This is a genomic window from Novosphingobium album (ex Hu et al. 2023) (assembly GCF_022832385.1).
Lineage (GTDB): Bacteria > Pseudomonadota > Alphaproteobacteria > Sphingomonadales > Sphingomonadaceae > Novosphingobium > Novosphingobium album.
This window is the reverse complement of record NZ_JALHLE010000028.1, coordinates 70,766-95,788: the sequence shown is the minus strand read 5'-3', so window position 1 is coordinate 95,788 and position 25,023 is coordinate 70,766. Positions and strand designations below refer to the sequence as shown.

The 25,023-nt window shown below is 61.0% G+C and carries 24 protein-coding genes; 22 read left to right on the top strand and 2 right to left on the bottom strand.

All coding sequences use genetic code 11. The annotated features are described in order from the left end of the window. Positions 1 to 52: 52 nt before the first annotated feature. From MTR64_RS16445 to MTR64_RS16425, 5 genes are all read left to right on the top strand, one after another. Complete coding sequence (locus MTR64_RS16445; protein WP_243995545.1) at positions 53 to 772, top strand: hypothetical protein; 720 nt, start codon at positions 53 to 55, stop codon at positions 770 to 772. Positions 773 to 1,644: 872 nt separating this feature from the next. Continuing rightward, the gene (locus tag MTR64_RS16440; RefSeq protein WP_243995543.1) at positions 1,645 to 2,088 is read left to right on the top strand and encodes a DUF736 domain-containing protein; all 444 of its coding nucleotides are present in this window, start codon (positions 1,645 to 1,647) and stop codon (positions 2,086 to 2,088) included. 78 nt (positions 2,089 to 2,166) lie between these two features. Further along, positions 2,167 to 3,231, top strand: coding sequence for a DUF2493 domain-containing protein (locus MTR64_RS16435; protein ID WP_243995541.1), 1,065 nt, complete (start codon positions 2,167 to 2,169; stop codon positions 3,229 to 3,231). A gap of 459 nt (positions 3,232 to 3,690) precedes the next feature. Further along, the gene (locus tag MTR64_RS16430) at positions 3,691 to 4,272 is read left to right on the top strand and encodes a hypothetical protein (protein ID WP_243995539.1); all 582 of its coding nucleotides are present in this window, start codon (positions 3,691 to 3,693) and stop codon (positions 4,270 to 4,272) included. Between the two features lie 465 nt (positions 4,273 to 4,737). After that, positions 4,738 to 5,049, top strand: a complete 312-nt coding sequence (locus MTR64_RS16425) for a hypothetical protein (protein WP_243995537.1) — start codon at positions 4,738 to 4,740, stop codon at positions 5,047 to 5,049. 525 nt (positions 5,050 to 5,574) lie between these two features. On the opposite strand, the gene MTR64_RS16420 is transcribed toward MTR64_RS16425, so the two are convergent. Beyond that, positions 5,575 to 5,955 carry a hypothetical protein gene (locus MTR64_RS16420; protein ID WP_243995535.1) on the bottom strand — a complete coding sequence of 127 codons (381 nt, stop codon included), beginning with the start codon at positions 5,953 to 5,955 and terminating at the stop codon, positions 5,575 to 5,577. Positions 5,956 to 6,454: 499 nt separating this feature from the next. Here MTR64_RS16420 and MTR64_RS16415 point away from each other — a divergent pair, with 499 nt between their 5' ends. The 17 genes from MTR64_RS16415 (at position 6,455) to MTR64_RS16330 (ending at position 24,325) form a co-directional block, all read left to right on the top strand. Beyond that, entirely contained in the window at positions 6,455 to 6,748 is a 294-nt protein-coding gene (locus tag MTR64_RS16415) for a hypothetical protein (RefSeq protein WP_243995533.1), read from the top strand. After that, complete coding sequence (locus tag MTR64_RS16410; protein WP_243995531.1) at positions 6,741 to 9,182, top strand: type IV secretion system DNA-binding domain-containing protein; 2,442 nt, start codon at positions 6,741 to 6,743, stop codon at positions 9,180 to 9,182. Before MTR64_RS16415 ends, MTR64_RS16410 begins: the two co-directional genes overlap by 8 nt. A 3-nt stretch (positions 9,183 to 9,185) precedes the next feature. Further along, complete coding sequence (gene mobF, locus MTR64_RS16405) at positions 9,186 to 12,173, top strand: MobF family relaxase (RefSeq protein ID WP_243995529.1); 2,988 nt, start codon at positions 9,186 to 9,188, stop codon at positions 12,171 to 12,173. An 8-nt stretch (positions 12,174 to 12,181) separates the two neighbouring features. Beyond that, positions 12,182 to 12,538 carry a hypothetical protein gene (locus MTR64_RS16400; protein WP_243995527.1) on the top strand — a complete coding sequence of 119 codons (357 nt, stop codon included), beginning with the start codon at positions 12,182 to 12,184 and terminating at the stop codon, positions 12,536 to 12,538. A gap of 8 nt (positions 12,539 to 12,546) precedes the next feature. Further along, the gene (locus tag MTR64_RS16395; RefSeq protein ID WP_243995525.1) at positions 12,547 to 13,068 is read left to right on the top strand and encodes a DUF2726 domain-containing protein; all 522 of its coding nucleotides are present in this window, start codon (positions 12,547 to 12,549) and stop codon (positions 13,066 to 13,068) included. An 11-nt stretch (positions 13,069 to 13,079) separates the two neighbouring features. After that, complete coding sequence (locus MTR64_RS16390) at positions 13,080 to 13,286, top strand: hypothetical protein (protein ID WP_243995523.1); 207 nt, start codon at positions 13,080 to 13,082, stop codon at positions 13,284 to 13,286. 525 nt (positions 13,287 to 13,811) lie between these two features. Beyond that, positions 13,812 to 14,129, top strand: a complete 318-nt coding sequence (locus tag MTR64_RS16385; protein WP_243995521.1) for a hypothetical protein — start codon at positions 13,812 to 13,814, stop codon at positions 14,127 to 14,129. 75 nt (positions 14,130 to 14,204) lie between these two features. Further along, positions 14,205 to 14,984: a CsgG/HfaB family protein gene (locus tag MTR64_RS16380; protein ID WP_243995519.1), complete on the top strand. Its 780-nt coding sequence runs from the start codon at positions 14,205 to 14,207 to the stop codon at positions 14,982 to 14,984. A 73-nt stretch (positions 14,985 to 15,057) separates the two neighbouring features. After that, positions 15,058 to 15,903: an alpha/beta hydrolase family protein gene (locus MTR64_RS16375; protein WP_243995516.1), complete on the top strand. Its 846-nt coding sequence runs from the start codon at positions 15,058 to 15,060 to the stop codon at positions 15,901 to 15,903. Between the two features lie 30 nt (positions 15,904 to 15,933). Beyond that, positions 15,934 to 17,043 carry a hypothetical protein gene (locus MTR64_RS16370; RefSeq protein WP_098108962.1) on the top strand — a complete coding sequence of 370 codons (1,110 nt, stop codon included), beginning with the start codon at positions 15,934 to 15,936 and terminating at the stop codon, positions 17,041 to 17,043. Positions 17,044 to 17,679: 636 nt separating this feature from the next. After that, positions 17,680 to 17,997: a WGR domain-containing protein gene (locus MTR64_RS16360; protein ID WP_327194283.1), complete on the top strand. Its 318-nt coding sequence runs from the start codon at positions 17,680 to 17,682 to the stop codon at positions 17,995 to 17,997. 195 nt (positions 17,998 to 18,192) lie between these two features. Continuing rightward, positions 18,193 to 18,615 carry a LexA family protein gene (locus MTR64_RS16355; RefSeq protein WP_243995512.1) on the top strand — a complete coding sequence of 141 codons (423 nt, stop codon included), beginning with the start codon at positions 18,193 to 18,195 and terminating at the stop codon, positions 18,613 to 18,615. Further along, on the top strand, positions 18,612 to 19,892 hold the full coding sequence (locus MTR64_RS16350; protein ID WP_098108965.1) for a Y-family DNA polymerase: 1,281 nt from the start codon (positions 18,612 to 18,614) through the stop codon (positions 19,890 to 19,892). Before MTR64_RS16355 ends, MTR64_RS16350 begins: the two co-directional genes overlap by 4 nt. A 9-nt stretch (positions 19,893 to 19,901) precedes the next feature. After that, entirely contained in the window at positions 19,902 to 20,501 is a 600-nt protein-coding gene (locus MTR64_RS16345; protein ID WP_098108966.1) for an SOS response-associated peptidase, read from the top strand. Positions 20,502 to 20,750: 249 nt separating this feature from the next. Next, entirely contained in the window at positions 20,751 to 21,320 is a 570-nt protein-coding gene (locus MTR64_RS16340) for a hypothetical protein (protein WP_240530315.1), read from the top strand. After that, positions 21,317 to 23,824, top strand: coding sequence for an N-6 DNA methylase (locus MTR64_RS16335; RefSeq protein ID WP_098108967.1), 2,508 nt, complete (start codon positions 21,317 to 21,319; stop codon positions 23,822 to 23,824). Before MTR64_RS16340 ends, MTR64_RS16335 begins: the two co-directional genes overlap by 4 nt. Before the next feature lie 3 nt (positions 23,825 to 23,827). After that, complete coding sequence (locus tag MTR64_RS16330; protein ID WP_098108968.1) at positions 23,828 to 24,325, top strand: PIN domain-containing protein; 498 nt, start codon at positions 23,828 to 23,830, stop codon at positions 24,323 to 24,325. 148 nt (positions 24,326 to 24,473) lie between these two features. On the opposite strand, the gene MTR64_RS16325 is transcribed toward MTR64_RS16330, so the two are convergent. After that, positions 24,474 to 25,001, bottom strand: a complete 528-nt coding sequence (locus MTR64_RS16325) for a hypothetical protein (protein WP_141521677.1) — start codon at positions 24,999 to 25,001, stop codon at positions 24,474 to 24,476. Between the last annotated feature and the right edge of the window lie 22 nt (positions 25,002 to 25,023).

Genomic DNA, 25,023 nt, shown 5'->3' with positions numbered 1-25,023 from the left:
CACTTGCGGCAGCCACCCGCGTTCTATCCCGTCTGATCCGAAGGAGGCGCCCATGGTGCAGAATACGAGTGCTGCTGTGATGCAGCAGCGCAGCGAACCGCCCGACAGCCTGGACGACTTTCCAACGCCGCCCTGGGCGACACGAGCCCTTTGCGAGTTCGTGGCCCGTCACCTCTCCAGCACGCCACTCAATGAGCTCACGTGCCGCGAACCATGCGTCAACCGTGGCCACATGCTCCGGCCGCTGCAGGAATACTTCGGCCACATCGATGCCTTCGACATCCAGGACTACGGGCTAGGTCTGCCCGTGGTGGACTACCTACTCCCCTTGCCGCTCGAGGTCGTCCACTGGACATTCATGAACGCGCCGTTCCGTCTCGGGGAGAAGTTCATCGGCCGTGCCCTTGAAACCAGCAGCTGCGGGGTCGTTGCCGTGTGCCGGTCAGGGTTCCTCGAGGGCGAAACCCGCTACGAAGAACTGTTTTCCCGGCGGCCGCCGTCATTCGTTCTGCAGTTCTCCGAACGCGTCGTGATGCTCAAAGGGCGGCTTATCCGTTCCGGGGCTCCAGATCCCAGCAAGGAAAAACCCAAGCGCAAGGCGGGAACCGCGTCGGCGTGTTCGGCGCTGATCTGGGCGCATGATAGCTCGGCCCTGAAACAATTCGACTGGATCGGACCCTGTCGGCGCACCCTTGAGAGGGACGGGGACTATCCCGAGACGCCCCAGGGGCTCGCCAAGCTTCACCGGGAGGTTGGGCGGGGAAGGGGTTGAAGGTGGTTTTGAGATCGTGTTTGGACGAGTTGTTGCTCGCGGCCGTGATGCAGTTGGGGGAGTTGGGGGCATCGCGCCCTGCGGGCACGACCGGGCTCTAGTCGCCTTCGGCTCCCGGAGCCCCTGCGGGTCTCCGCCCTTCGGGTAACGATCCCTTGCCCGGGCGCCACGCGCGCGGGGAGGTGGTGGGCTCTCAACGGGCCTTCTGGGCCCTGCGCCGTGCCACGGTCCTGACGTTCCGGCATTGCACTCAACTCGTTCCTGATGCCCACGCAGCGCGGATCAGCCTTCGGCAGGGGACGTCCCCTTGCGGGGCCGGGATCCTTTGCCATGCCGGGGCGCGGCGAGGACGCCGCACCCCGGCACCACCCTCGCGCCAGGTCATTCACCACACACTATGCCACCCCCGCCAGTGTCCCGGCGTCGCACACCGGGTTGCTCAATCAAAAGCTGCCTCCGACCAAGCTGCGCTTGCCGGTCCGCGCTGGCTGGCTTTTGTCCGCTATCGCAGACAGCCAGCGCGGACCGGCAAGCTCCGCTAGGCCGCAGCGCGACGTCTTTTGATCGAGCGATCCCCGGCGTGCCACTTGGGACCCAGGCGAAGGTGGCTCCGTGTGCGGTGAATGACAAACGGGCCCTTTGCGCTCAGTCGGTCAAGGAAGACGGCCCTTGCGGGCCGACGTTTCTTTGAAATGCCGCTACCGCGTCAACTATTGAGGCTCAGGTTCACCATGTACGGTAAATAGCTGTCAAGAAATCATTGCATTTCAGTATTTTGAGGAAATGGGGTAATAATTGGGTGTCGGAAGGGAAGGGGAGAGGCCCCGGACCAAAGACAAGGGGATAGGCCCCGCAATACAGGAGTAATACTCATGAACATCGGTTCTTTCGCGCTTCGCAATGGTCAGCTTCTCGGTTCGATCGCTACCGCAACCATGGATCTGGCCCGTCTTGGCCTTCGCCCCGTCGAGAGCGACAACGAGAAGGCCCCCGCCTTTGAAATCATGATCCTGAACGTTGCCAAGCGTTGGGTGCAGATCGGTGCGCTTTGGGAAGCCACCAGCAATTCCACCGGCGAGCTGTTCTATCAGGGCCGCTTGGATGACCCCAGCCTGCCCGAACCGCTGCAAATCATGCTCTTCGGCAATGACGAGGAAGGTTACCGGGTTGTCTGGAACCGTCCGGCCGCCCGCCGTGAGAACATGGACGGCACCCGCGAAACCCGTCGCCGTCAGCGTGATGACAGTTTCGGTGAAGGCAACGCCACCGAGGACGGTCACGTGATGGAACCCGCCGACGACGTAATCCCGTTCTAATGCCCCCCGACGGGAAGGGAGAGGGTTGCCCCCCTCTCCCGACCCTATTCGCTATCCCCTGCCAAGGATGATGAAATCATGACCGAGAAGACGAACACCCGCAGCTTTAGCAGCTTTGCCGATCTGGCAAAAGCGATTGGCTCCACCCCGGCGGACTTGCGCCGCGAATATCTCGACAAGGCGGTTGCGGACAGCTTCCGCGACGAGACCACAAGCGATGCCTTCCACGAAGCATTCGGCGACGTGGGCGCGCTGTCCATTCTCGATATCGGGGAAGGGCCGCAGGAACTGGAGATGCCCGAACCGGCAGACGCGCAAGCGGAATGTTCCGCTATCGTTACGACTATCTTTGACCTGTTCCGCAACACCCGCCTTGAGCCGAGCGCGCAGGCGATTGCATGGGGTATTGTCAATTCCTTCCACTACGAAGCCGAGAAGCTGGCCCGCGAAGAGGACACGCTTTGCCGCGACCTCAAGGACATGGTGGGCCGCGATGATCGCAGCGAGATTTTCGCCACCGAGATGGACGATTTGCAGCTTCGCGCCCAAACGAAGATGGAGCAGCGCGCCGCCATCGAATGCATGCGCGATTATGCAGCCGAATGTTACCGGGCGCAGACAGGCCGCCCGTGGAGCAGTGCGCGCGGATCGAAGGTTTCGAGCGCGACCACCGCAAGCCAGATCGCATCGAGCGACTTTCTCAAAGCCCGCGCAACCGCCCTTCGCGAGAAGCGCAACCCCACCGGCCCGATTGTCGTATTCTCCGGCGGGCAGGAATGGCACGACTACCAGCAGATTTATGACCGGCTCGACCAGATCAAGACGCGCATTCCGCACATGACACTTTGCACCACCGGCCAGCGCAAGGGATGCGACGCCATCGCGGCGGCATGGGCGGCGCAAGCAGGCGTGCCGCTGGTTACGTTCGCCCCGCAGTCGCAGCGCTACGGCAAGAGCGCGGGCTTCAAGCGCAATGACCAGCTTGTGAACCTGCGGCCTGTCGAAGCCATCGTGTGTCAGGGCACCGGCATTCAGTCGCACTTGCTCGACGAGCTTAAGAAAGCCAGCGTCCCCACCCATGCTTTCCGCTACGATGGCCAGGCACCCGCACCGACCGAAACCAAGCGGACCGCGTGGGCATGAGATAGCAGGGGCGGCCCGGCGCCGCCCCCATTCATTCCTTGGCAGGAACGGGCCAGCACCTGGGGTGACCTCGGGGCTGGCCTTTTGCCGTCTGCGTCGCGCCAGGCGGGGGTAACCCTACGGTTCCCCCCGCGCCAGGCTGCCGCGCGTGCCACCACCAACTTCGCCCCCGCCGGGGCGCGTTGGCGGCAGCACGCGCGGCAGCCTTCCCCCCTCCGGTATGGCGCTGCCGCCAGAATGTTCCAGCGCCGCTTTCGTCCTGCACGTGGACCGGAAATCGAGGCCGGGGGAGCGCGGGCCGGGCATCGAACCCGGCCCGCGCTGCTGCCGCGGTCAGTGCCGCCACGCCGGGCGCTCACGATGCCCCTGGATTTGCCCACCGCGACGCACCGATCCGTCACCGGATCGGACCGGAGGAAAGAGGGAAGGGGACGGACGAGTTCAACGAAGGAGGTCAGCATGACCATCACATTTCGCGTCGAGGATTCGCACGATATCGATATGCCGCCGCCCGTGCCGATCGAGCCCTGGCAGATGGGCGCGCTGCGCGAGGTTCTCGCCGAAAACGGCGAGCGCATCGGCACAGACCTTATCGTTCCAGAGTATGGCAACATCGATGCCCCCGTCTTCGCATGGGAAGCGCGCACCGCGATGCTCGCGGTCGCGGCGATCGCACGCTGTTTCGACTACGAACCAGGCGCGCTCGCCATCATCGAGGAGGCACAGTTCCGCTGCCGCCGTCTGCGGATTTCCCGGCCGGCGTCCAATGGCGACATCCTGCTCAGCCTCTCGACGAACCCCGACAGCGCCCCGGAGCTCAATGTCTCCAATTCCAATGCCTTCGCGATCCTCGATCTCCTTGGGATCGACCGCGAAAGCTGCGGTCTGATCCCGCTGGAGCAGCTGCAAGACCGGCTCCGCGATCCCGCCGTGCCCGGCAGGATCGCCGCCGAGCCGGGGCTTGCGCGCTACCTGCCGACGCTGACGCAAATGGCGGCCGTGACATCCCCCTCACCCAAGCTGCGCCTCGTCTGGGCCTGACCGGAGCCGATCCAAATCCGCTGCGGGCGGCGCCTCCTTCCTGGAGCGTGCCGCCCCATTTTTTTGCTTCAGACCGTCCAGACGGCTGCGCCACAGTTCCGAGCTGGTCGCACGCCGGAGTATTCCCGATACGATGCCCCACGACCGGCTCGCAGGCGGCCTGCCTGCGGCGGCCGACTTCGCATTGCCGGTGCCGCCGGGCTCGCTCGCGTTTCGCGCAGGCCCTTCGGCCTGCACGGGCGCTACGCTTTGCCCGGTGCGCCCCGCCGAGAGGTAAAAAGCCTCTCACAATCTTCCCATTTTGTCGCGGGCTGCGCGGCCGCATCAAGGATGAGCGGTCCCCCCAATTTGCTGCGCAAATCGGTTCCCCCACTCCCCGCTTCGCGGCGCGACTTCGCCGCGTCCTTGACCCGGCCACGGTCCCACGACGCGCAATGACCATCATTCAAAAAATGGAGGTTCACGATGACTAAGACAGCTGCATTCTCACGTTCCTTCGCCGCACAGCTTGCCGCCGCGAGCAAGGAGGCTAACCGGGGCTGCGGAAGCGTCTATGAGCTCTACGAACGCCGGTTCCACGACGCGGTCGAGCAGCTCCTCGACCGCGTGCCTGAGGAGCACCTGACCGAAGCCCTGCGCATTGCAGGCGAGCACGGATACCCCGGCGGCGATACCGAGGAACAAGCCCTCGAAGAGCCCTACTGGAAGCGTGGGCGGGACATCTGCCCCGTCACCGAAATCGGTACAGACTACTGCCCGTGCGGACGCCACGAATGAACAATATCGGGAGGTCCTGGCAGTCGCCGGGGCCTCCCTTCATCTCTATGTTGCACCAAATGCGCATCTCAGGGGCATCGAACCCCTGAGATGCGAACGCGGCTCGATCCATGGTCAGGTCGGACCCGCAGACCGGCACCCAGAGGCGCTCGAAATTCGCTCGTAAGGCAATTACGAACTTGCCCAACAAATCGCAGGCTATCCGGCGTTCCGGGATGATAGCGTTCGTGTGATCAGCGCCGCTCCCTTGGCCGATAGTTTCCATCCAGCTCCCCCGCGTAAGCCCGGACTGTCCTCGACGAGCCCTCTAGCCTCATATTCCCACATCAAGTCGAATGCCCCGGCGTGTGATGCAGCGCGGTTCGTGTAAACGCTGCGTCGATACAGTTCGCGAGCGATCTGAGCCGCAGTCCGTCTGGTCCCAGCTTCCGAACCAAATAGATCCTGGAGATCAACGGCAATGCGATGGTGGCTGGACATATTGCTCCGTCAACCCGACATGCCGGATAGCCACTTCGCAACGCGTCAGGCTCCGGCCATCAATGCATCGCTCTTCGATTCCCCACTCTCTGTTGGAGCATCAGATCGATTAGCCAAGCCTGCCGATGGTGCCTGATTTCGCACCGGCTCGGTCTTGCCGCCCGCGTCCTTCAAAGCCATCTCCAAGACGCCGATGGTCGCAGCGGGCCGTAAGGCAACGGCGTAATCCAGTATCGCGATCGCCTTTTCGATCGACACTCTCCGCACGAGCTTGTCCAGCTTGCGCGTCAGTTCCTCTTGCTCCATTTCTTCAAGCCGCTTGCGGCGTTCTGCCAGGTCCTGTTCCGCTTGCCGGATTGCATCTTTTTCGCGTTCAATTTTCGCTGACATCGATACCACCTCATGTGCTTGTCCGTTGCGGTCCATTCTGCACCAAATCGATCCCGTTAGCGACGAATAATATGTACTCAATTCCACGATAGAATTTGGCCTTGATGATCCAACATTTCGACGCTTTCACACAACCTTCCCCGACACCCGAACACCTGCGCCGTTGTCCAACATTCCGGAGAAACGCATGACGATTGCTCCTACGGCCCACAGGCCGATCCTGTTCACCTGGGCGGCCAGGCCGCACTCCCAAAGCCGGCTCTTGGCCCATCCCAACCAAGGCGGTTTAAGTCCCTAAAATTTTGCACACCGAACACGGCAGAGCCGTTGGAGGTTATCCCTTAATATCAATGGATTACAGAAATTTGGGGCGTAGCTACCAGTAGCTACAAAGCCAATGCAGCAAATATATACAGCATTTCCAATGTGTTACCGTAGCTACAGATAGCTACTGCAAAACCGCTTTTCCCATCATAGCTATCCGTCTATATTGGGTCGGCGATACCCCAGCCATGCACCACCCATCGAGGTGTGCATGGACGACATGAAAACGTGCGGCGTTGGGATCAAATTCCCCGCCAAGATGTTGGTTGAACTAGACGCATACGCTTCTGATCGAAGTGTCTCGCGTGCCGAAATCGTTCGGACGTGCGTCGCAATCGGCTTACCCCTTCTGAAGCTTGGCGTTGCCGTCAACATGCGGCGCTTTTTGGCGATACAAGAGTATTGCCAATTATCCCTCTCGATGATGGTCGAACGGGAATACCCCGGCGATCACGAGCAGCTCCTGGACATGGCCTTCCGCAACGTGGACGAATTCCATGCGTAAGGACATTCGTTTCAGCAAAGCTGCAGCGACTCTGGAGCACGACTCCGCGCGGGGCTCGATCATCCGCAACGCGGGCAATTTCACGCGCGGATCACAGCTCTTCCACCATCAGGTGATGATGACCTGGGCGGGCATTCGCTTGCCGCTTACCATATGGTTTTTCACGTCGCTCGTGCTGCTCTGCACGCTAGCAGGCTTCACCTTTGAAGAACATGAAACGCAGCTCGTTCTGCAGCGCGGTCTTTCAACACTTTGGTCATGGGTTGGCCTCGATCCAATGAAGCAAGTGAACCTCACTCTTCCAGACGGATCGATCTTCCACACGGTAATGGCGAGGATACCTTATCATCCTGCGGTCGAGGCTGCATGGGACGCGGCGAAGCGTGTCGCACTCGCCAGTATTGTCGGTTCGGCATTCATCTGCGTACCTCTCACGATCTGGTTTGTGGACTACTCTCGCAAACGCGGAAGCGACATCCTCAAGGAGCGTCACGAGCGCGGAGCGTTTCTAATCGACCGGGATCAACTTGACGCAGAAATCCGCCAACACAATACGCTGGAGCACAACAAGGAATGTGCCGGTCGCGATCCCAAAGTCGATCCCAAAACGCCATTGCAAATGGCTCTGAAGGAACGGGTGAAGGCAGGCTTCCATGCACCTTACGTCATGGCCACTGTTCCTATGCCCTGGCGGCTTGAGCAAAGCCACGCGATGTTCATCGGCACGACTGGCGCAGGTAAAACAACGGAGCTCAAGAAGATCGTCTCGCAAGCGCGTGCACGCGGCCATCGATGCGTCATATTCGATCTCACTGGAAGCTTCGTCGAAAGCTTTTACGACAAGCGCACCGACGTCATTCTCAACCCCATGGACCAGCGCTGTCAGCCCTGGTCGATTTTCAACGACTGCGAGAACTATTCGGAGTTCATGAGCGCGGCTTCCGCCCTCATTCCGACGGGCCATAACGCAGAGGACGATTTCTGGCAGAAGGCGGCTCGAACGCTCTTCGTTGAAATGTGCATGAAGATGCTCTCGATGAACGTTCGGAGCAACGGCGGACTTGCCTTCTATCTGATGCAGGCGGAGCTCAAGGCGGTCAGCCGCCAACTCGAAAATACCGTCGCAGCATCACTTGTCGCAACGCAAGCGGCGAAGATGGCGGAATCGATCCGGGCAACGTTCACCGCGAACGCCAACGTCATGCGCTTTCTGCCCGAGCCAGTGCCGGGCACCGAGGGTTTTTCTATCAACAAATGGATGACGGAGGACGTTCAGGAAGGCTCGATCCTCTTCATCACTTCTTCGCATCCCGACCTCGTTCTCAACAGGCCCTTGCTGACGTTGTGGATGGATTTGGCGGTCAACGCGCTTTTCCGGATGAATCGCACACGGGATTTGCGCACATGGTTCCTGCTCGACGAGGTTCATGCGCTTCACCGGCTGCCAGCAATCGAGCACGGCTTGCAGACCGCACGGGCTGTCGGCGGGGCATTCATTCTTGGCATGCACAGCTTTGACAAACTCGCCGAGACCTATGGTGAAAATGGTGCGGTCAATCTCGCCTCGCTGGCCCGAACGAAATTGATCCTTGCGACGGCCGATATCGAGACTGCCAAGCGATGTGCAGATTACATCGGCAACCGTGAAGTCCGGCAAATGGATGAGGCCTATTCCTACGGCTACAACAACACGCGTGATGCCTCCACGATCACCCCGCGAAAGCAAACAGAGCCGCTGGTGATGCCGGATGACATCACAAACCTTCCCTCGCTGCATGGCTTTGTGAAATTTCCCGACGGATTTCCGGCTGCACGCATCAAGCTGACGTGGAAAAATTACCCGGCGCGTGCCGAAGGTTTCCTGCGCGTGACCAGCATGCGAGCGGCTGAATTTACACCACCAGAGGATGACGGCGCGGAGATGGGGGAGGGTGGCCGCGAAGGCGATGCGCCAGAGAATGAGCCCATTCAGGTGCTGGAGATTCGAGAGGGAGAGAAGAGCGAAGCCGAACAGGCAGCAGATGCGCTGAGGGAGGCCATGGAGGGAAAGCCGGAGCCTCTAGCGGTGAAGGATGCCAGGGAGGCGCCGGTGCCTTCTAGGGGCGCTCCAGACGCAACATCTCCAGCAACGGACCAGCGGGGACGGGCAGTTTCCGACGGCATGACTTACTCGCAAGCCGCCAGGACGCAGGCGCCCCGTGATCGAACCGATGACGCGAGAGCCTCGAAGGGGGTGTCGCAGACAAGGCAGCAGGGCAAGGGGCTGCCGGGACCAAATGCACGCGACGCACGCGTGCGGAGCGACGAGCAGGAAAGTCAGATCCAACGCGAAGAGCGTGGCGGCTTCGGCACCGAGGACAATCACCACCGTCATGGCCATCATCACGCTCATGTGCACGACGCGCCCGACGTCGACCAAGAACTGGGCCGATAGGTCATGCACACAATCGCATCCGTGTCGTCGGCCGGGGGAGCGGCCAACTATTTCGCCAAGGACGACTACTACCTTGGCGACGGGCCGAGCGAATTTTCCGAGTGGGGCGGCAAAGGCGCCGAGGCGCTCGGACTGCAAGGGGAAGTTACAAAGTCGGCCTTTGAAAATCTGCTCAATGGCAAGCTGCCAGACGGGACGATCGTCAATACGAACGAAAGCAGACGATCGGGCGTCGATCTCACCTTTTCCTTGTCGAAGTCGGCCAGCGTGCTCGCGCTGGTAACGGGCGACAAGCGCATCCTTGAGGCGCATCAGCAAGCCGTAAAACAAACCATGGCGTGGGTTGAGAGCAAGTTTGCCGAGGCGCGCGACTACAGCCGCAATCGCAATGGCGAGGCGGTTCGGACGGGCAATCTTGTCTATGCCATGTTCCAGCATGACACGAGCCGTAAGCTCGATCCGCAAAGTCACATCCACGTGGTTGTAGCGGCCGTCACTCAATCGGCTGAAGGCAAATGGAAGGCGCTCTGGAACGGCGAGCTGTGGAAGAACAACAGCGTCATCGGCTCGGCTTATCACGCCTTCGCGCGCGCGGCTCTCGAGAAGATCGGCTACGAAACCGAGATCACCGGAAAGCACGGCCAGTTCGAGATCAAGGGTGTTCCGAAAGAGGTCATCCAGGAGTTCAGCCAGCGCCGCCAAGATATTCTGGACAAGGCGGCTGAACTAGGCCGCGGCGCAAATGAAACCGAAGCGCTGCGGGAAATCACCAAGCGGACTCGTGACCCAAAGCTCAATTCAGACGACAAGGATGTGCTTCGCGCGACCTGGCAGCAGCGCGCCTCCGATCGCGGCTTTGATGGGGATCGCCTCGTCTCTCAGGCGCAATCACGAAGCGAAGATCGACCCGAAGGGAAAATAAGGTCGGCCGTCCGCTTGCAAAATCTGCTCGGCACGGTGCGTGAGGTCGTAGGGCCATATGTGCGTGTCTCCGACCCGCTCACAACGAATGGGCTTGGGCGCCTTTCGCTGACCCCCAGCGAACTGCGCGCTGAGATGGCCGTTGCCTCGGCAATCAGAATTCACGGCCAACGCGAAGCGGCGTTCGCCATCGATGCGATCGGCAAGACCGCGCTGGATCTCGGCCTGAAGGGGGTGACGATCGACAAGATCGATGTGCGCGTCGCCCAGCTATTGGAAAGCCGACACCTCATTCCGGGCGTCAGCGACCGGCTCGACAAGGTCGTATCTCACGTAACAACGCCGGAACATCTGCAGCAGGAACGCAATCTGCTTGCCGAAATAGATCGAGGACGCGGTGCGGTCAAACCGATCGTTCCGGCGAGCGAGGCGGCGCCGCGATTGCAACAGGCCGCCGGCGAGCGGCCTCTCAATGGCGAGCAAATGGGCGCGGCAACGCTCGCCCTGTCCACGCGTGACAGGATCGTTGTCATCCAGGGCGTCGCCGGCGCCGGCAAGACGACCATGATTGAAACGATAGCAGGCGTTGCACGCGAGGAGGGCAAAAGCGTGCTGGGCTTATCCGTCGCCAACAAGATGGTCGGCATGCTGCGCGACGAAGCAGGAATCGAGGCGCAGACAGTCTCCTCGTTCGTCAACGCCCATTTGCGAGGGGCCCTCGCTGGCCGAGGCCCTCAATTTGACAGTTCGCGCGAGGCGCTGTCGGGCAAAGTGCTGATGCTCGACGAAGCCTCGTTGGTCGCAAACGATGCTATGAACAATCTTGCAGTCATTGCCAACAAGCTCGGTGTGGAGCGGCTATTGCTGATCGGGGACCGCGCGCAACTTCAGGCCATCGACGCGGGCAAGGCGTTCAGCCTGGTGCAGAGCCACGATCCGGCGATGGCCCGCCTCGACACAAGCCTTCGCCAGCAAACCGAGCACATGAAGCAAGTTGCGACGCTCACGCGTGAAGGAAACTTCCGTGAGGCGTTTCAGGTCCTGGGCGACAGGATCAAGCAGGCGGGCAAGGAAGAGTCCCACGTCGCCATGGCTGCGAGCAAATGGTTGGCGCTGCCGGCAGAGGAACGTGCTGGGACTGCATTATACGCGTCTGGCCGTGCGTCCCGCGCCGAACTCAACAAACTCGTTCAACAGGGCCTGAAAGACGAAGGAACCATCAAGGGCGAAGGAAAGGCAGTGAACACGCTGCTCGATGTCAACGCGACCCGGGAGGAGCTGCGCTACAACCATACCTATCGAGCCGGACAGGTGCTCGACGTCGTTCGTAACTCACAGCCCGGCGGGCTCGATCGCGGGCGCTACCAGGTTATCGCGCCGCGCGCGGACGGGAAGGTCATCCTGCGCGACGCCGATGGCCGCCAGATGATCTTCGATCCCTCGAAAATCGCGCCCACCGATAAGCGCGATGCCATCAAGCTGTCGGAGAGGGACAGGATTACCCTTCATGAGGGCGATCGCATACGCTGGACCGCCACCGACAAGGACCGCGGCCTCCACAATTCAGACCAGGCCAAAGTGCTATCCGTCGATGAACACGCGATCCGGGTCCAGAACGCCAAAGGGGACGTCATCGATCTCAAGCCTGGCGACAAGATGCTCGAACGGCTTGGGCTCTCCTACGCGATCAACATGCATCAGGCTCAGGGCATGACCACCGACAAGGGTATCGGCGTCATGCATTCGAGCGAGCTGCACCTCTCCAATCAGCGCCTGACCCACGTTATGGCGACGCGCGTTCGTTACGACATCGAGATCGTGACCAACGACAAGGACCGCCTGCTCAAAGCGATCGAGCGTAATCCGGGCGATAAGACCAGCGCTCTGGAGACGATCGGCGAGAAAAGCATCGACGCAAAGGGCGGCACACGCGCGGCGCCCGAGGGCAACGCCAAATTGCCCGATACGCTTCGGCTCGATCCCGGCAAGCTGCCGGGTATGTCCACCGGCAGCATGCGCAGTGTCCCCCAGCTCGAGTTGCCTGAACGCAACATCGAGCGAAGCCGCTAGGTGTTACGATGCCCGCTCGTCTTCTCCCCACGATCGAACAGATGCTTCACCAGTTCATGAGCGCGACCGGACTCGAGAGCCTGGCCCGCCACATTCAGGGACAGTCGCCGCCGCCGTGCGCCGAATCTCCACCACATGCCGCGCTATGCGCACCGTTCGGGTCAGCGGTCATGCTCGAGCATTTCATGGCCGAACTCGTCGCGCTCGGCCTTTGTCTGCTCGCAATGGCAACCGCCGGCAGTCTGGCTGTCGCGTTCATCGACTTACTGACCAAAGCGTTGCCACCGATTGGCAGCAACCGCGTCGATGCGCTCACACCAAATGATGGTTCCTCGCGTCCGGACAGCGAAGGACTCGAAGCATGAGCCCTGGAATGCTGATTTTCGCGGCCGTCAACGTCATCATCATGGTCGCGCTGGCCTGGTTGAAGGCTGCTCCAAGCAATCCTGGTGCGCTGCAGGTCACTGCCCGCCCGCTCATGACGCCTATCGAACGTCAGACAATCCTATTCATCGAAACCGCGATGCCCGGCACCCGCGTACATGCGCAAGTCTCCATGGGCGCCTTGCTCCAACCGCGCCGCGGCCTCGATAGAAGCAGCTACTTCTCCACGCTCAATCGCTTCAACAGCAAACGCGTCGATTTCATCGTGGAGGACCGCGCAACCGGACGGGTTCTGCTGATCGTCGAGCTCGACGACAAAACCCACGATGCGCGCGCCGATGCCGCTCGGGATCACATGACGGCCCGTGCCGGCTACGTGACGGTTCGGCTTCCCGCCGGATGTCGGCCAACCGCTCAGAATGTGCGCGAGCGTATCGCGCATGCCCTGCAAACCCACCCTGAAATCAGCCGGCTGCCAGCAGGGGGCAGCAGGCAAACCCGCATAAACTGAGGAGATGAGACATGCCATTCGACTATGAGGACGTCGGCGAATTCGGCAGCCAAGGCGCTGCCGAGGACTGGGCGAAGCGCAACGGGATCGATCCCCGCGATCTGCACTTCCGAAAGAAAGGCGACGGTGTGGACGTGGGCGTCCGAAAGGGATCGCCGAACGCCGATCGCGACTACGACGATCGGCACGGCGGCCGGCGAGACGGCTTCTGGCGCTGACGAGCGCGCCATCATCAAGAAATTCGACGAGGTAAGACCATGAAACGCTCATTATTGCTACTGGCCATTCCCTTTGCCCTGGCCGCCGTACCGACCGCTGCCGCAGCAGCACAAAACGAAGCACAGGCCGGGCTCTGCGAGCCCGGACACGGTGAACATACGTCCTCACGCCACGCGCATGAAAGCACGCCCGCAGGCAAGTTGGCCAGCTCGCGAGGCAGGTTGGTCAGATCGAAACTTCAATCCTTTGCCCGGGGACAGCGGACGCCATGCGAGCACGGCGACAAGTGCCTCGACAAACATGGTGCGTGCAAGGATTGTCCCAAGCAGGACCACGCGCCATGTACCGACTGCGACGAAGACTGTGGCGGCCGCGGCTGACCAGTCATCATCATGCGCGAGATACACAAGCCTTCGACGCCAGCCTGTCCCTACTGCCGGGCACCTTTGGCAATCGGCTCAAGACGGGTGAGGGCAGGGGCCTGCCCCACCTGCAAGCGCCCGCTCTTGGGTTTAGCATCGCCGGTGAGCGGCCGCTATCGCGTCGTTAGCGTCATACACCTCGCGCGCATCGCGACACTTCCCATCGCCGGCGGAGTGATCGTCGCTTTCGCCATGGGATTGCTTCATCCGATCGAGTTCGCGCGCGCCGTCGCCGGCGTGCTGCTGGCTTATGGCGCAATTGACATCTGGGACGGCACTGCTGGTCTCGAAAGCCGCATCGCGCGGGTGGGTGCTCACCTGCAGCGTTTGGCGGCAGCCCGCCGGTCGTCCGTTTTCAAGATCCTCTTTGGCGGCTCATCGCTCCTTTTGGGGGCGATTGGCCTGCTCTTCACGAGATGACCCGTGGCCCAAATCCGCGCCTTTCGTCCACCCTCCTTCGCACCTCCCGCGAAATTACGAACTGGACCCGTAACCATGAAACAGTTGCCATACGCCCTTGCGGCGCTTTCGATTCTCACCTCCCCAGCCCATGCACAAAAATTGGGCAAGGGCGGCACCGGCGTCGATGAAAATTCGCAAGTACCGCTCTGTTCCAAGCCCCTGGGCACTGTCGCGCTCGTCGAGGACAAGGCGCCGAGTGCCGACGACCAGCTTCCGCCCGGCATGAAAGCGCTCATTCAACTAGCCGAACGGCAAAATGGCGGTTCGACCGCCAAAGTCGATCCTCTGCCGCTGATCAAACTGCTCGCCGCTCGCTCGAACTGCTTCCTCGTCGTCGAGCGGGGAACCGCGTTCGACGCCCTTCAGCGTGAACGTGCGCTTGCCGCCGGCGGCGCGGTCGAAAATGGAGATAGTCTTGCCGCACCAACGCTGAAGGCGGCCGACTATCTGCTTTCAGCTCAAGTACTCTATTCAGACGCCAACAGCAGGGGCTCCGGTGGCGGGATCGGCGGTGCGTTTGGATCCGCGATCGGCCTCAAGACCAAGACCCTCGAAAGCCAGGTCATGCTGTCGCTGGTGGAAGTCAAGACCGGCATTCAGCGCGCCGTCGCTACCGGCGCGGCGCGTAAAAAGGACGTCAGCATAGTAGGCGGCGGGTTGCTTCTAGACCTCGGCGTCGGAGCTCTCGGCGGAACCTACACCTCGACCGACATCGGCAAGGTGACGTCGCTTGCCGTTCTCGATGCCTACCGAAAGATCGCGCTGGACGCGCAAACGAGGCTCTCCGGCGGGCCGCACGATGGATTGCAATAAGCGCCACCCTCTAGACCGTTCCCGAACCCACGCGTCCTTTCTCCTGAGGCGTCTCTACCATTGGAGGCTACCAATGCTGTCACCCCGTTCCGCCGGTCATCTCACGATCCCTGCGCTCCTCGGCTGCGCACTTGGGGGTTGCTCGGCAACCGTCGATCAATCGACGCTTTTACCTGCGCTCGATGAACCGGCCGCCGTTTCCGCTGTTATGCCTTCCGGTTACACGCGCGAGGAGCGTGTCCTGTCCCTTCCGCGATTGGGGGATGTCCATGTCGCCAGACTGACAGGGCCGGGAAACAACGCGGTGATGCTCTACTGTGGCGGCAACAGTTCGTTCATCGCCACGACCAGCAAGCGCCTCGGCGAACTAGCTGAGCTCACCAGCGCTGATATCATTGCATTTGATTATCCCGGCCGAGGCGGCACGACGATTCCAAACACGACCCAGGCGCTCATCGCCTTTGGCCCCGCTTACGTCGACGCTTTGCGCTCGATCGGATGGATCAAATCGGGACCGCTCTTTGCCTACGGCTTTAGTCTCGGCGGTGCCTCCGCCGCCAACGTAGCAAGGCGCGGGGGCTTTTCCGGCATCATCTTCGAAGCTACCGCAGCCGATATCGCGGCCGTAGCTGACAATATGCTGCCGCCACTGTTCAAGCCGTTTGTTCGGATCAAGGTCGCCGAAAGCCTGAAGCACTTCGATTTCCGTGGCTATGCGCGCGCTGCGCACGCTCCCATCCTCGTGCTCGCCGGCCGCGCCGACAGAACAGTGACTCTGAAACAGGCTTCGGAATTTGCGCGCGAGTTGCGCGAAGACGGCAGCACAGTGACTTTCGTCGAAGTCCCGGGCGGTCACGGTTCGGCGCTTTCCTCGGACAACGCCCGGCACGCGATCGCGAAATTTGTAGGCACCCATTGACGCGCACGAAGCGGGACAAGGAAACGGCAAATGCTTCCGCCACAACGAGATTTGAACCTCCTGCCGCCCAAGTTCGCCGTGAAAGAATTTCTCCGCGAACGCCAGACACGCCAGGATCCCGCACGGTCGCTGCCGCCGGACCAAGCCGTCACGGCGATCGCCGAGAGGTATTACAAGAAGCGCAAGGCGGGGAGCATGAGCGTCGCTGCTGCCGCGCGCGCCATGGCCGCCTATCTGGAAAGCCTGAATGCCTTTTCGATGTGGCGCGATGAAATCGCGGCCAATTCTGCTCTTGGGAGGCCTGAAGGACACCGCTTCAACGCCTTTTCCATGGAAAACGTGAGCATTCGCGACATAGGAACGTCTCATGTTGTCAAGACGGTCCCGTGTCTGGCCGTTAGCCTCGTCACGGCGGAGGTCACTGCCAAGCGCGTCCGATTTGAATCGAGGCCCGCATATTCCGCGCTGTCTCTCCACGCAATCGAGCGCATCTATGAGCGCTTGCATCTCACTTACGATCGTTTCGAAGAAAGCCTCCAAGGCCTCGTTTTCCAATTTGTGTGCGGAACAAGCGTAAATGCCGCGTTCCGTCTGTACAGCAGCGATTCCCACGACCCCGATCACCCCTGCTTTACCGCAATTCCCGTCAAGGAAGGGCTGCTCATCAGCGCGATGCGCTGGATTCTCGTGGATCCCGGATCCGTAGCCGTCAGCGTCACTGGAACCGCCCCGCGAACATCGTTCCGCGTGCCCAATCTCGATGCCGCTTTCGCAGTAAAACTGCCGAAGAATTCCAAATTCGCTTGGGGCCTGAACTCTATGCTTTTGCGTTACCACGTGCCCATCACATTTATTGCCCGATCGGAATACGGACAGAAGCACAAGATGTTCGATGCGGCCTGGCTAATGCTCGCGTCGAGGCTCGATTTGAGGGACAGAAGGGCGCTGCTTGAGCAAACCATCCTGCCCAACGCGCGCACATCCAAGACCTGGTTTGATCAAAACTGGTCACAAGAGACCATCGAGAATGCCCACCTCGCAAGGGCTATCCTCAGGGAAGATCTGATCAACAGAGACGATCCGATGCCTTTGGGTGTTTTCGATTTCCCATTCAAGCTGCAAGGAACGACGGCGACGTAAGCGCGCGGCAAGTCTATTGATGTCGCGATCATGGGATGATCCCGGTTCGACGTTGCTATACTCGGTCGCTTTAAGTCAGCGAATCGTACCGGGACCGATTTCGTCTTGCGCCGATCTTTAATTGGAATGCAATACCTCACCGAGGGAAAACTGCTGCCCTGTCACGACCCTCGCGGATGCCACGGCAAAACCGTCCCGGTCGCGAGCATAGCGCTGCCCAGGTCCCTGCCGGCCGGTAAAGTGCAGGACGCCACGGTGCGCTGGTATGACGGGCCATAACTCAGGCACTGCATCGCAGGAAACCGAACCACAATATGTCCCGTTTTCCACCGGCCACGCGCGCCGCCCAGAATATTCACCAGAGCATCCCGGGCCGCTTCTGCGCTGGCCCGTGGACATGGCTGACCCGCGCGGCATGAACCATCCATTTCGCGCGCCGCAATGCCTTCGATGCGAATCTTTTCGCCACTGCGACAGATTACCGGGCCATCGCCGTCATACACGGCGATCGGCGTGCACATGAAAACAATCCCTGCAGCTAAACTCATAATGACAAACGGCCTGCGAAATAATCGAGTGCGTGAATCAGACGCTTGGCGGTGATTCGAATTCCTCGTTGGAATACGGCGTTGAAACATGCTCGGAAGAGCTATGGAAGCCCTAGAACTAGACCACTTCAACTTGCCGGTTGCAATAGAGCTCAGCGCGATCGACGCTTCCCGGAATGTTCACAGGGCCTACTCCATCAAGGCGGGCCACGATCTGTTCGGCGACATACTCATCGAAGTGCGCTGGGGGCGCATCGGAACCGCTGGCCATCACCGGCGATACCGTTTCGCGGACGCTGGGCCTGCGGAATGTTTCGTTCGGCGCTTGCTCACTCGGCGATCGAGCGCCTTCAAACGGATCGGCGTTGCCTACCGGCAGAGTGCCCAGGGTCCAATTAATCGCTGAACGCGCGGTCCCGGATTGCCTTCGCGACCTCGCAGAGCAAATCCGCGACATCGGCGTCTGCCCCCTCTGCGAACGCCTCGACAATCTGCGCGCAACTGTCGACGGTTCCAGCGCATGCACCATCCTCCACAGACTCTATGTTCACAAGATGTTCTCCTTTGGGCTATGACGCTCGGCCGAAAGGAATCATACCTCATGTCTGTCGCACTCGTCGATCTCGATTGGATATGCCTGCCTCGATGGCAACACGTCGCGCTCGATCCTATCCCTGCAGGCTTTCCAAGCCCGGCCGAAGGAGAAGAAGACGATCCCATCGACCTCTCCGCCTGGCTGATCGAAAAGCCTGCCGCGTCCTACCTCATGCGGGTCCAGGGCTGGTCGATGGCGGGCGCGGGGATCAATGACGGCGACATCGTCGTCGTTAGCCGGGCCGTCCAAGCGCGGCCCGGGCATATCGTGGTGGCCGTCGTCCATGGTGATCGCACGCTCAAACGCCTCAAGCGAATGGATGGGCGGCTTTGGCTGGTTCCGGAAGGGGAGGGCTACCCTCACACGATCGTCGATGAATTTGTCGAGGTCTGGGGCGTCGTCGTCGGTCTGGCGCGCAAATATCAATGAGCGGTCCCATCGCCCTATGCGACTGCAATTGCTTTTATGTGAGCGCCGAGCGAATCATGGACCTTTCGCTGCGCGACCGGCCGACCATCGTGGCAAGCAACAACGACGGTTGCACGGTAGCGAGGTCGCCGGAAGCCAAAGCGCTCGGGATCAAGATGGGCGATCCGCTGCACCTGATCGCTGACAAGATCAGGGAGCACGGCATTTTGGTGCGCTCTTCCAACTACACTCTCTACGGCGACGTCCAACGCCGCGTGCTCGCCGCAACGCAGCCGTTCGCCAGGGACATCGAAGTATACTCCGTGGACGAAAATTTCTTGGATTTATCAGGTTTCGAGCACCTCGATCTGACCGACCACTGCCAGAAACTGCGCGCCCGGATCCTCCAATGGACGACGATACCGACATGTGTCGGCATTGGCCCTACCAAGACCCTGGCCAAACTCGCGAACGCCGCCGCCAAAAAGAATCCCCTCTTCGATGGTGTCGCGGACCTGCGCGACGAAAGCATTCGTCGCTACGTCATGGAGCGTTTTGACATCGCGGATGTGTGGGGGATTGGGGCATCGACGGCCCGTAAATTGGGCGAACTTGGTGTACGTACCGCCGGTGAATTGCGGGATATGCCGATGCGGCAGGCGAGGGGGCTCGGAACAGTCGTCCTAGAGCGCCTTGTCGCGGAATTGAATGGCGTTCAGGCCGATGCAGTGGAAGTGATAGCGCCGCCGCGCAGAGGTATGGCCGTGACCCGATCGTTTGGCCGGCCCATAACCGATCGCGAAGATTTGATGGGGGCGATCGCGCAGTTCGCCATGCGTGCCGGCGAAAAGTTGCGCAGCCACAGGCTCGTCGCAGGCAGGGTCACGGTCTTTTTTCACACGAACAGATTCAAGCCGGAACGTCCACAGTTCGCGGCAAACCGCAGTTCCGGTCTCCACCCAATGACAGCGGACAGCCTTGAGCTCATTAACGCCGCGCGCGCCCTCGTCGAACATTGCTACCGGGATGGGTACGCCTATACAAAAGCGGGCATCATGCTTGAGCAGCTCGTGGCTGAGGACGACCGGCCGCCTACGCTGTTCGAAGACGCGGGTGACCGGGCGCGGCGCCGACGGCTGATGGAAGCCGTCGACAGCATCAACGGCCGTTTTGGCCGGATGACGATCGTACCCGGTACGCAAGGTTTCAAACGCCCCTGGAAGGTTCGTGCAGACCTCAAGTCTCCAGCATGGACGACGCGCATCAAGGATCTGCCAATCGTCTCTGCGGCAGGCTAAGGAAGTTGCATGTGCAATCGGTATCGAATGTCCGCCTCGGAGAAGGAACTGGCCGAACGTTATGGGGCGGCACTACCTATGGCGGACGTCACGCTGCCAGGGGGCGAGCTCTTTCCGAAGAGACCGGCATGGGTCGTCCGCCGGCGCGGCCGGGCGCTGCAGCTCGATATTATGCGCTGGGGCTTTCCGCTTGACGTGACCGGCCCGCGGGGCGGCACTACGAAAGCGGTGACGAACGTGCGCAATTATGCGTCGAGTTTCTGGCGATCGGCGCTCAGCGATCCTGCGCACCGCTGCCTGGTTCCAGTGACCGCTTTCAGCGAATACGGGCCGGGGCCGGCAGGGGGCAAGCCGCTGTACTGGTTTGACGTGCCGTCCCGGCCGATCTTCAGTTTTGCCGGGATCTGGCGACCGGCTGATAATGGGCCTGTGTTCGCGTGTCTGACCACGGAGCCAAACAGCCTGATCGCGCCTATCCATCCTAAGGCGATGCCGGTAGTCCTGCTCGAGGAGAATGAACAACGTTGGCTCTCGGCTTCCATCGAGGTGGCTCTCAGTTTGGCTGTGCCATTTCCAGGACAACTCATGGAGGCAACTATGCAACCGTAGCGATCCGCCATCCGCTACACTGGATCTGCTACAATCCGCCGTTGTCGCCGACATCGTCATGGCGTTCGAACAGAGGTTCGACACGCACGGCTATCCCGCGGCATCTCGCGCAAGGGGCGATCGACTCATACCATCTGAGTTACCCGTGCCGGTGCGCCTGTTCGTCGTTCAATCGCTGCATGGGCGCATCTGAGCATCGCCAGCTCCCCCGGCTGCCGCAGGGTCCGCTCTTTACCAAATAGATCGGGCATGATACCCGATCTCGATTCGGGCATCATGCCCGATCTGGAGGAATGGGTGCGTCTCGTCGGATCGCGCGATGTTTTGAATCTGACCGGTCTATCGGGTGACCAGCTGCGTGAGTGGACCGTGCGGCGCGGGCTCATCAGCCCTGACGTTCCGGCTTCGCGCCAAGGCCAGCAGGCCCAATTTGGCTGGCAGACGGTGCTGTTACTGCGTCTTGCGGTGGTTCTGCGCATGCGTTTTCACGTCGAACTTCAGGTGCACCGGGATTTGTTTGCGCAGGCGCGCGATCTCCTTGGTGGTCGGTCCTTCCCGGCGCTGTGGGGGCACCGCCTCGCCATATTTGGGCTTGAGCGCTGTTCGCTGCTTGGGCCTCACGAGGCTCCGGCTGCGGACGAGGATGTGATCCTGCTCGCATTGAACGCGCACCTTGAAGCGCTGTCCCACGGTTTTGGCGTCGCCGAACCGATTGCGCAATTGCCACTCTTTCCCGCGGTTGGGCTGCGCCGCAGTGAGCCGCAAGTTGCGGTAGAAGGCGGCGCGCTCGTGCGCGCGGCCGAAGGGGGGATGGCGTGAGTGCGCTTGCCCAGATCGAAGCTGGTCTACGTGCGATCGGCTATCGGCCGGAATCGCTGATCCACGACTATAGCTTTGCCGATGTCTTGTCTGACGCCGGCGGCGACCAGAGCGTGGCGCTCGCAGCGTTCACGCAGGTTCCGGAGTCCTATCGTTCCGCCGCCTTCGGCGTCATTACCGGCCCGCACGATGCGAACCTGGTCGAGCGGCGGCGGGCGCTTGGCGCCCCGATCCTGTTCTCGATCGGCCAGGACGATGTCGGCGTGTGGCGAGTCGGCGCTGAAGGTGCGCCCCGCCTCACCGAGCGCGTGCCGCTTGACCAACTCGAGGCCTTGTTCCGGCGTCATGCGGACAATTGGAACCCCCACGCGTTGCACCGAGCCAAGTCGCTCGGCCAGACTCAGACCGCCTATCAGCTCGAATTCGTCGATCTCGGGCTGATGCCGGCGATCGAGCACGAAATCGAAGCGAAGCTCGATCGGCTGCTTGGTGAGGTGATTGGAAAGCTCCTAGCTGGAGTGGATGATCGCCAGGGCGAGGAAGCAGCATTTCGCACGACGTTCAGGTTGCTCGCAGCCAAGATTCTGATTGATCGCCGCCATCCCGACGCGGCGACCTGGTCCGTGGCATCGGTGGACCAGGTGCTTGCCGGTATCGAGAGCTACTATCACCTCGATCAGATGCCGCGACCTGCGGTCGACGTGCTTCCGCACGCAGCCGTCGCGTCTGCCTGGACAGCGCTTCGCGGCGCAATCAATTTCCGGAACATCTCGTCGGACAGTCTGGCCTTCGTGTACGAGAACACGTTGGTGACTGCCGATACCCGCAAGCGCTTCGGCACGCACAGCACGCCGCGCCAAGTTGCGGAATATGTCGTTGGACAGGTCGATCTCAGCCGCTTCGAGCCGGAAGATATCACGATCTACGAGCCTTTCGCGGGCGCGGGCATGTTCCTCGTCGCAGCGCTTCGCCATCTGCGCGATCTCCTGCCGGACACGCTGACGCAAGAGGAGCGCCACGCCTTTCTCGTCGAGCGGATCAGCGGTGCAGAACTCGACAGTTTCGCCTGTGAGGTCGCAACGCTCTCGCTGATCCTAGCCGACTATCCAAACGCGAATGGCTGGAAGATCGAGCCGCGCGACCTGTTCGTCGATGATGCGCTTGCCCAATCCGTCAAGGATAAGCGGATCGTCCTGTGCAATCCGCCATGGGAAGAGTTCGACGCCGGTGAGCGGCTTGCCTATCCCGCAGCGGCGGCCGCAGCGTCCTTTTCAAAACCCATGGCGGTGTTGCACGCGGTCCTCGCCGCCAAGCCTGCCGCGATCGGATTTGTACTGCCGCAGGGGTTCCTGCGGCAGAAGCAATATGCCGAATTGCGCCAGAAGATCGCCGGGCTCTATCGCCGCGTCGAGCTGACTTCGTTGCCTGATCGAGTGTTCCAGCGCGCGGGGCTCGAAGCGGCAGTCCTTGTTGCAAGCGACCTTCGTGGAGTCGACGAAGCTAACACGACAGCGCTTGTCTCGACTGTTGTCGAGGACCGGGATCGGATGGCGTTTCTTGAGACCGGCAAGGTGACTGCCGAGCGCCGGCTCACCAGAGCAGTGACCAAGGGCGACCTGTGGATCGGCCAACTCGACGAGGTCTGGGATTATCTGCGCCGATACCCGAAGCTGGGATCGGTCGCAGATGTGTATCGCGGCATCAAATGGTGGCAACAGGATGAGGGGGTGTCGTCCGAGCCACGTGACGGCTTCGTGCCAGGTGTTGCACGGCCGGCCGACTCCCTGTGTCAGTTCGTGCTGCGCAACACTGTCTATCTCAACATGGATCCGGCAGCCGCTATGTTCCCAGGTCCGCCGTCGCGGCCTTGGGACAGACCCAAAGTCCTGACCAATGTCGCCCGGCTCTCGCGCGGTCCGTGGCGAATGGCTGCTGCATTCGACGAGACCGGTCTTGTCGCCTCGCAAGGTTTCTTCGGTATCTGGTCCACGGACGTGAAGGTGCCGACCGAAGCATTTGAAGCTATCCTCAATGGACCGCTGACGAACGCGTTCCTCACCGAGCACGCATCCAACCAGCACTTCACTAACGAGCTGCTGAAACGCCTGCCTATTCCGAATGTGGACCGACTGGGCTCCATTCTCGAAGCACAGCGTCGTTATCGATCGGCCCACCAGTCGATCCGCAATGCCGCGCTCAAGCCTGCCAACGCCGACGCCTGGCTGAACGGTCTGCTCGTTGCTGCGGATGCGGCCGTACTCAAGGCTTACGATCTGCCGCCGCGTCTCGAACGCCGCTTGCTGGAGTTCTTCCGAGGACATGAGCACGCTCGCCGGGTTGATCATGCCTTCACCGCGTGGATTCCTGAAGACTTCACCGCCTACGTTCCGCTGCACGAATACATTGGGCCTTTGCTGCGCGAAAATGTCGGCGCGTGGGCCCTTGATGTTTTCACGCCGGCGCCCGAGCGCGAAGTCGAGCGGCTCAGGCTCTACGTCCAATAGCGGATGGACACCTATCTGCTTGATACGAACCTCGTGTCGGTCCTCTACGACGCGCGACGATCGAACCACGAAGCGGTGCGATTAGCGATCGCCGCCTTGCCGGCGGATGCTGCCCAATTGGTGTCGGTGGTTACGGTCGGCGAACTTCGGTTCGGGCTGGCGCTTGCGCGAGCCGCGGGCCAGGAGCTGACCCATATCGAGGACTGTTTGGCCCGGACCGAGAACCATCCCCTGGCCGAAGTGACCCGGCACACCGCCGATGCCTTCGCGACCGTCAAATCCAGCATCGCCCTGGCCCGGATCGATGTGCGCCGTCGGGTCGCGCGCTGGGTCGAGGCTTGGACCGACCGCGTTACTGGACAGCTTTTGCAGGTCGATGAGAACGATCTTTGGATCGCAGCACAAGCGCTCGAGCGCAACTATGTGGTCATCACGTGCGATAGAGATTTTATACAGGTGATAGCGCCAGCAGTGCCAGGTCTGCGCGTCCAACTGGTCTGATCCTAGGGCCTTTTTCGCGCTTCCCGTTTCCATTGGAAGGGGAAGCGCCGAGGGTGAACCACTGTTCGGCATCGGCGCATTTGGGCGGGTTTGCGGGAACGGGCGATGTCCTACGCTGAGCCCAATTGGGTATAATTAAAAATTTTGGTCAAGCTCGCGAGATTAGGATCCTGGCAGGGAGGCTCTCATGGGCCAAGGCGACGGCATCGAAGCCGTCCCCCACTTGCTCAAGCACCGCCTCAAAGTTCGAAATCGTCGGGTCGGCGACAGAACCATAGGTCAGAGGTCGTGAATTTTCTTTACTGAGGGCCGCTTTCACAGGTCGAGCCCGCTTCCGATTCCTGCCGGACAGGTCATCAAGCAGCTTCGCAAAGTGCCACAGAGCCGCCTCTGCCGTTTCGCGCCTTTCTCGTGGTACGTCTTCGCAGATTCCGAGCCAGAACTCATGGTTGAGTTCTTCCTGATGCTCGGCAAGGTGTGCTGCAAGCCAGTCAGGATTCACAAATACAAGTGCCCGATAGTCCTGCCGAACTCCTGAGGGCGACATCCGTCGAGTTTTTTGAGGTGCCAAAATCAAAGGACCTTCATCTAGTCCTGCTTCGAGCGCCTGGTTGATGAAGGAGAAATCGTCACCTGTATGCATTGATTCCACCCAGCGGATGGTAAAACTATCCATTTATGAAGGCCCTCACTGGCAA

Bases quoted from the DNA above. Each gene is read 5' to 3' on its own strand.
- MTR64_RS16360 (WP_327194283.1), top strand. From the start codon at position 17,680: ATGCTCGGAAGAGCTATGGAAGCCCTAGAACTAGACCACTTCAACTTG.
- MTR64_RS16445 (WP_243995545.1), top strand. From the start codon at position 53: ATGGTGCAGAATACGAGTGCTGCTGTGATGCAGCAGCGCAGCGAACCG.
- MTR64_RS16435 (WP_243995541.1), top strand. From the start codon at position 2,167: ATGACCGAGAAGACGAACACCCGCAGCTTTAGCAGCTTTGCCGATCTG.
- MTR64_RS16340 (WP_240530315.1), top strand. From the start codon at position 20,751: ATGATACCCGATCTCGATTCGGGCATCATGCCCGATCTGGAGGAATGG.
- MTR64_RS16430 (WP_243995539.1), top strand. From the start codon at position 3,691: ATGACCATCACATTTCGCGTCGAGGATTCGCACGATATCGATATGCCG.
- MTR64_RS16400 (WP_243995527.1), top strand. From the start codon at position 12,182: ATGCCCGCTCGTCTTCTCCCCACGATCGAACAGATGCTTCACCAGTTC.
- MTR64_RS16395 (WP_243995525.1), top strand. From the start codon at position 12,547: ATGCTGATTTTCGCGGCCGTCAACGTCATCATCATGGTCGCGCTGGCC.
- MTR64_RS16390 (WP_243995523.1), top strand. From the start codon at position 13,080: ATGCCATTCGACTATGAGGACGTCGGCGAATTCGGCAGCCAAGGCGCT.
- MTR64_RS16350 (WP_098108965.1), top strand. From the start codon at position 18,612: ATGAGCGGTCCCATCGCCCTATGCGACTGCAATTGCTTTTATGTGAGC.
- MTR64_RS16420 (WP_243995535.1), bottom strand. From the start codon at position 5,955: ATGGACCGCAACGGACAAGCACATGAGGTGGTATCGATGTCAGCGAAA.
- MTR64_RS16425 (WP_243995537.1), top strand. From the start codon at position 4,738: ATGACTAAGACAGCTGCATTCTCACGTTCCTTCGCCGCACAGCTTGCC.
- MTR64_RS16370 (WP_098108962.1), top strand. From the start codon at position 15,934: ATGCTTCCGCCACAACGAGATTTGAACCTCCTGCCGCCCAAGTTCGCC.
- MTR64_RS16355 (WP_243995512.1), top strand. From the start codon at position 18,193: ATGTCTGTCGCACTCGTCGATCTCGATTGGATATGCCTGCCTCGATGG.
- MTR64_RS16415 (WP_243995533.1), top strand. From the start codon at position 6,455: ATGGACGACATGAAAACGTGCGGCGTTGGGATCAAATTCCCCGCCAAG.
- MTR64_RS16380 (WP_243995519.1), top strand. From the start codon at position 14,205: ATGAAACAGTTGCCATACGCCCTTGCGGCGCTTTCGATTCTCACCTCC.
- MTR64_RS16410 (WP_243995531.1), top strand. From the start codon at position 6,741: ATGCGTAAGGACATTCGTTTCAGCAAAGCTGCAGCGACTCTGGAGCAC.
- MTR64_RS16345 (WP_098108966.1), top strand. From the start codon at position 19,902: ATGTGCAATCGGTATCGAATGTCCGCCTCGGAGAAGGAACTGGCCGAA.
- mobF (WP_243995529.1), top strand. From the start codon at position 9,186: ATGCACACAATCGCATCCGTGTCGTCGGCCGGGGGAGCGGCCAACTAT.
- MTR64_RS16440 (WP_243995543.1), top strand. From the start codon at position 1,645: ATGAACATCGGTTCTTTCGCGCTTCGCAATGGTCAGCTTCTCGGTTCG.
- MTR64_RS16330 (WP_098108968.1), top strand. From the start codon at position 23,828: ATGGACACCTATCTGCTTGATACGAACCTCGTGTCGGTCCTCTACGAC.
- MTR64_RS16325 (WP_141521677.1), bottom strand. From the start codon at position 25,001: ATGGATAGTTTTACCATCCGCTGGGTGGAATCAATGCATACAGGTGAC.
- MTR64_RS16375 (WP_243995516.1), top strand. From the start codon at position 15,058: ATGCTGTCACCCCGTTCCGCCGGTCATCTCACGATCCCTGCGCTCCTC.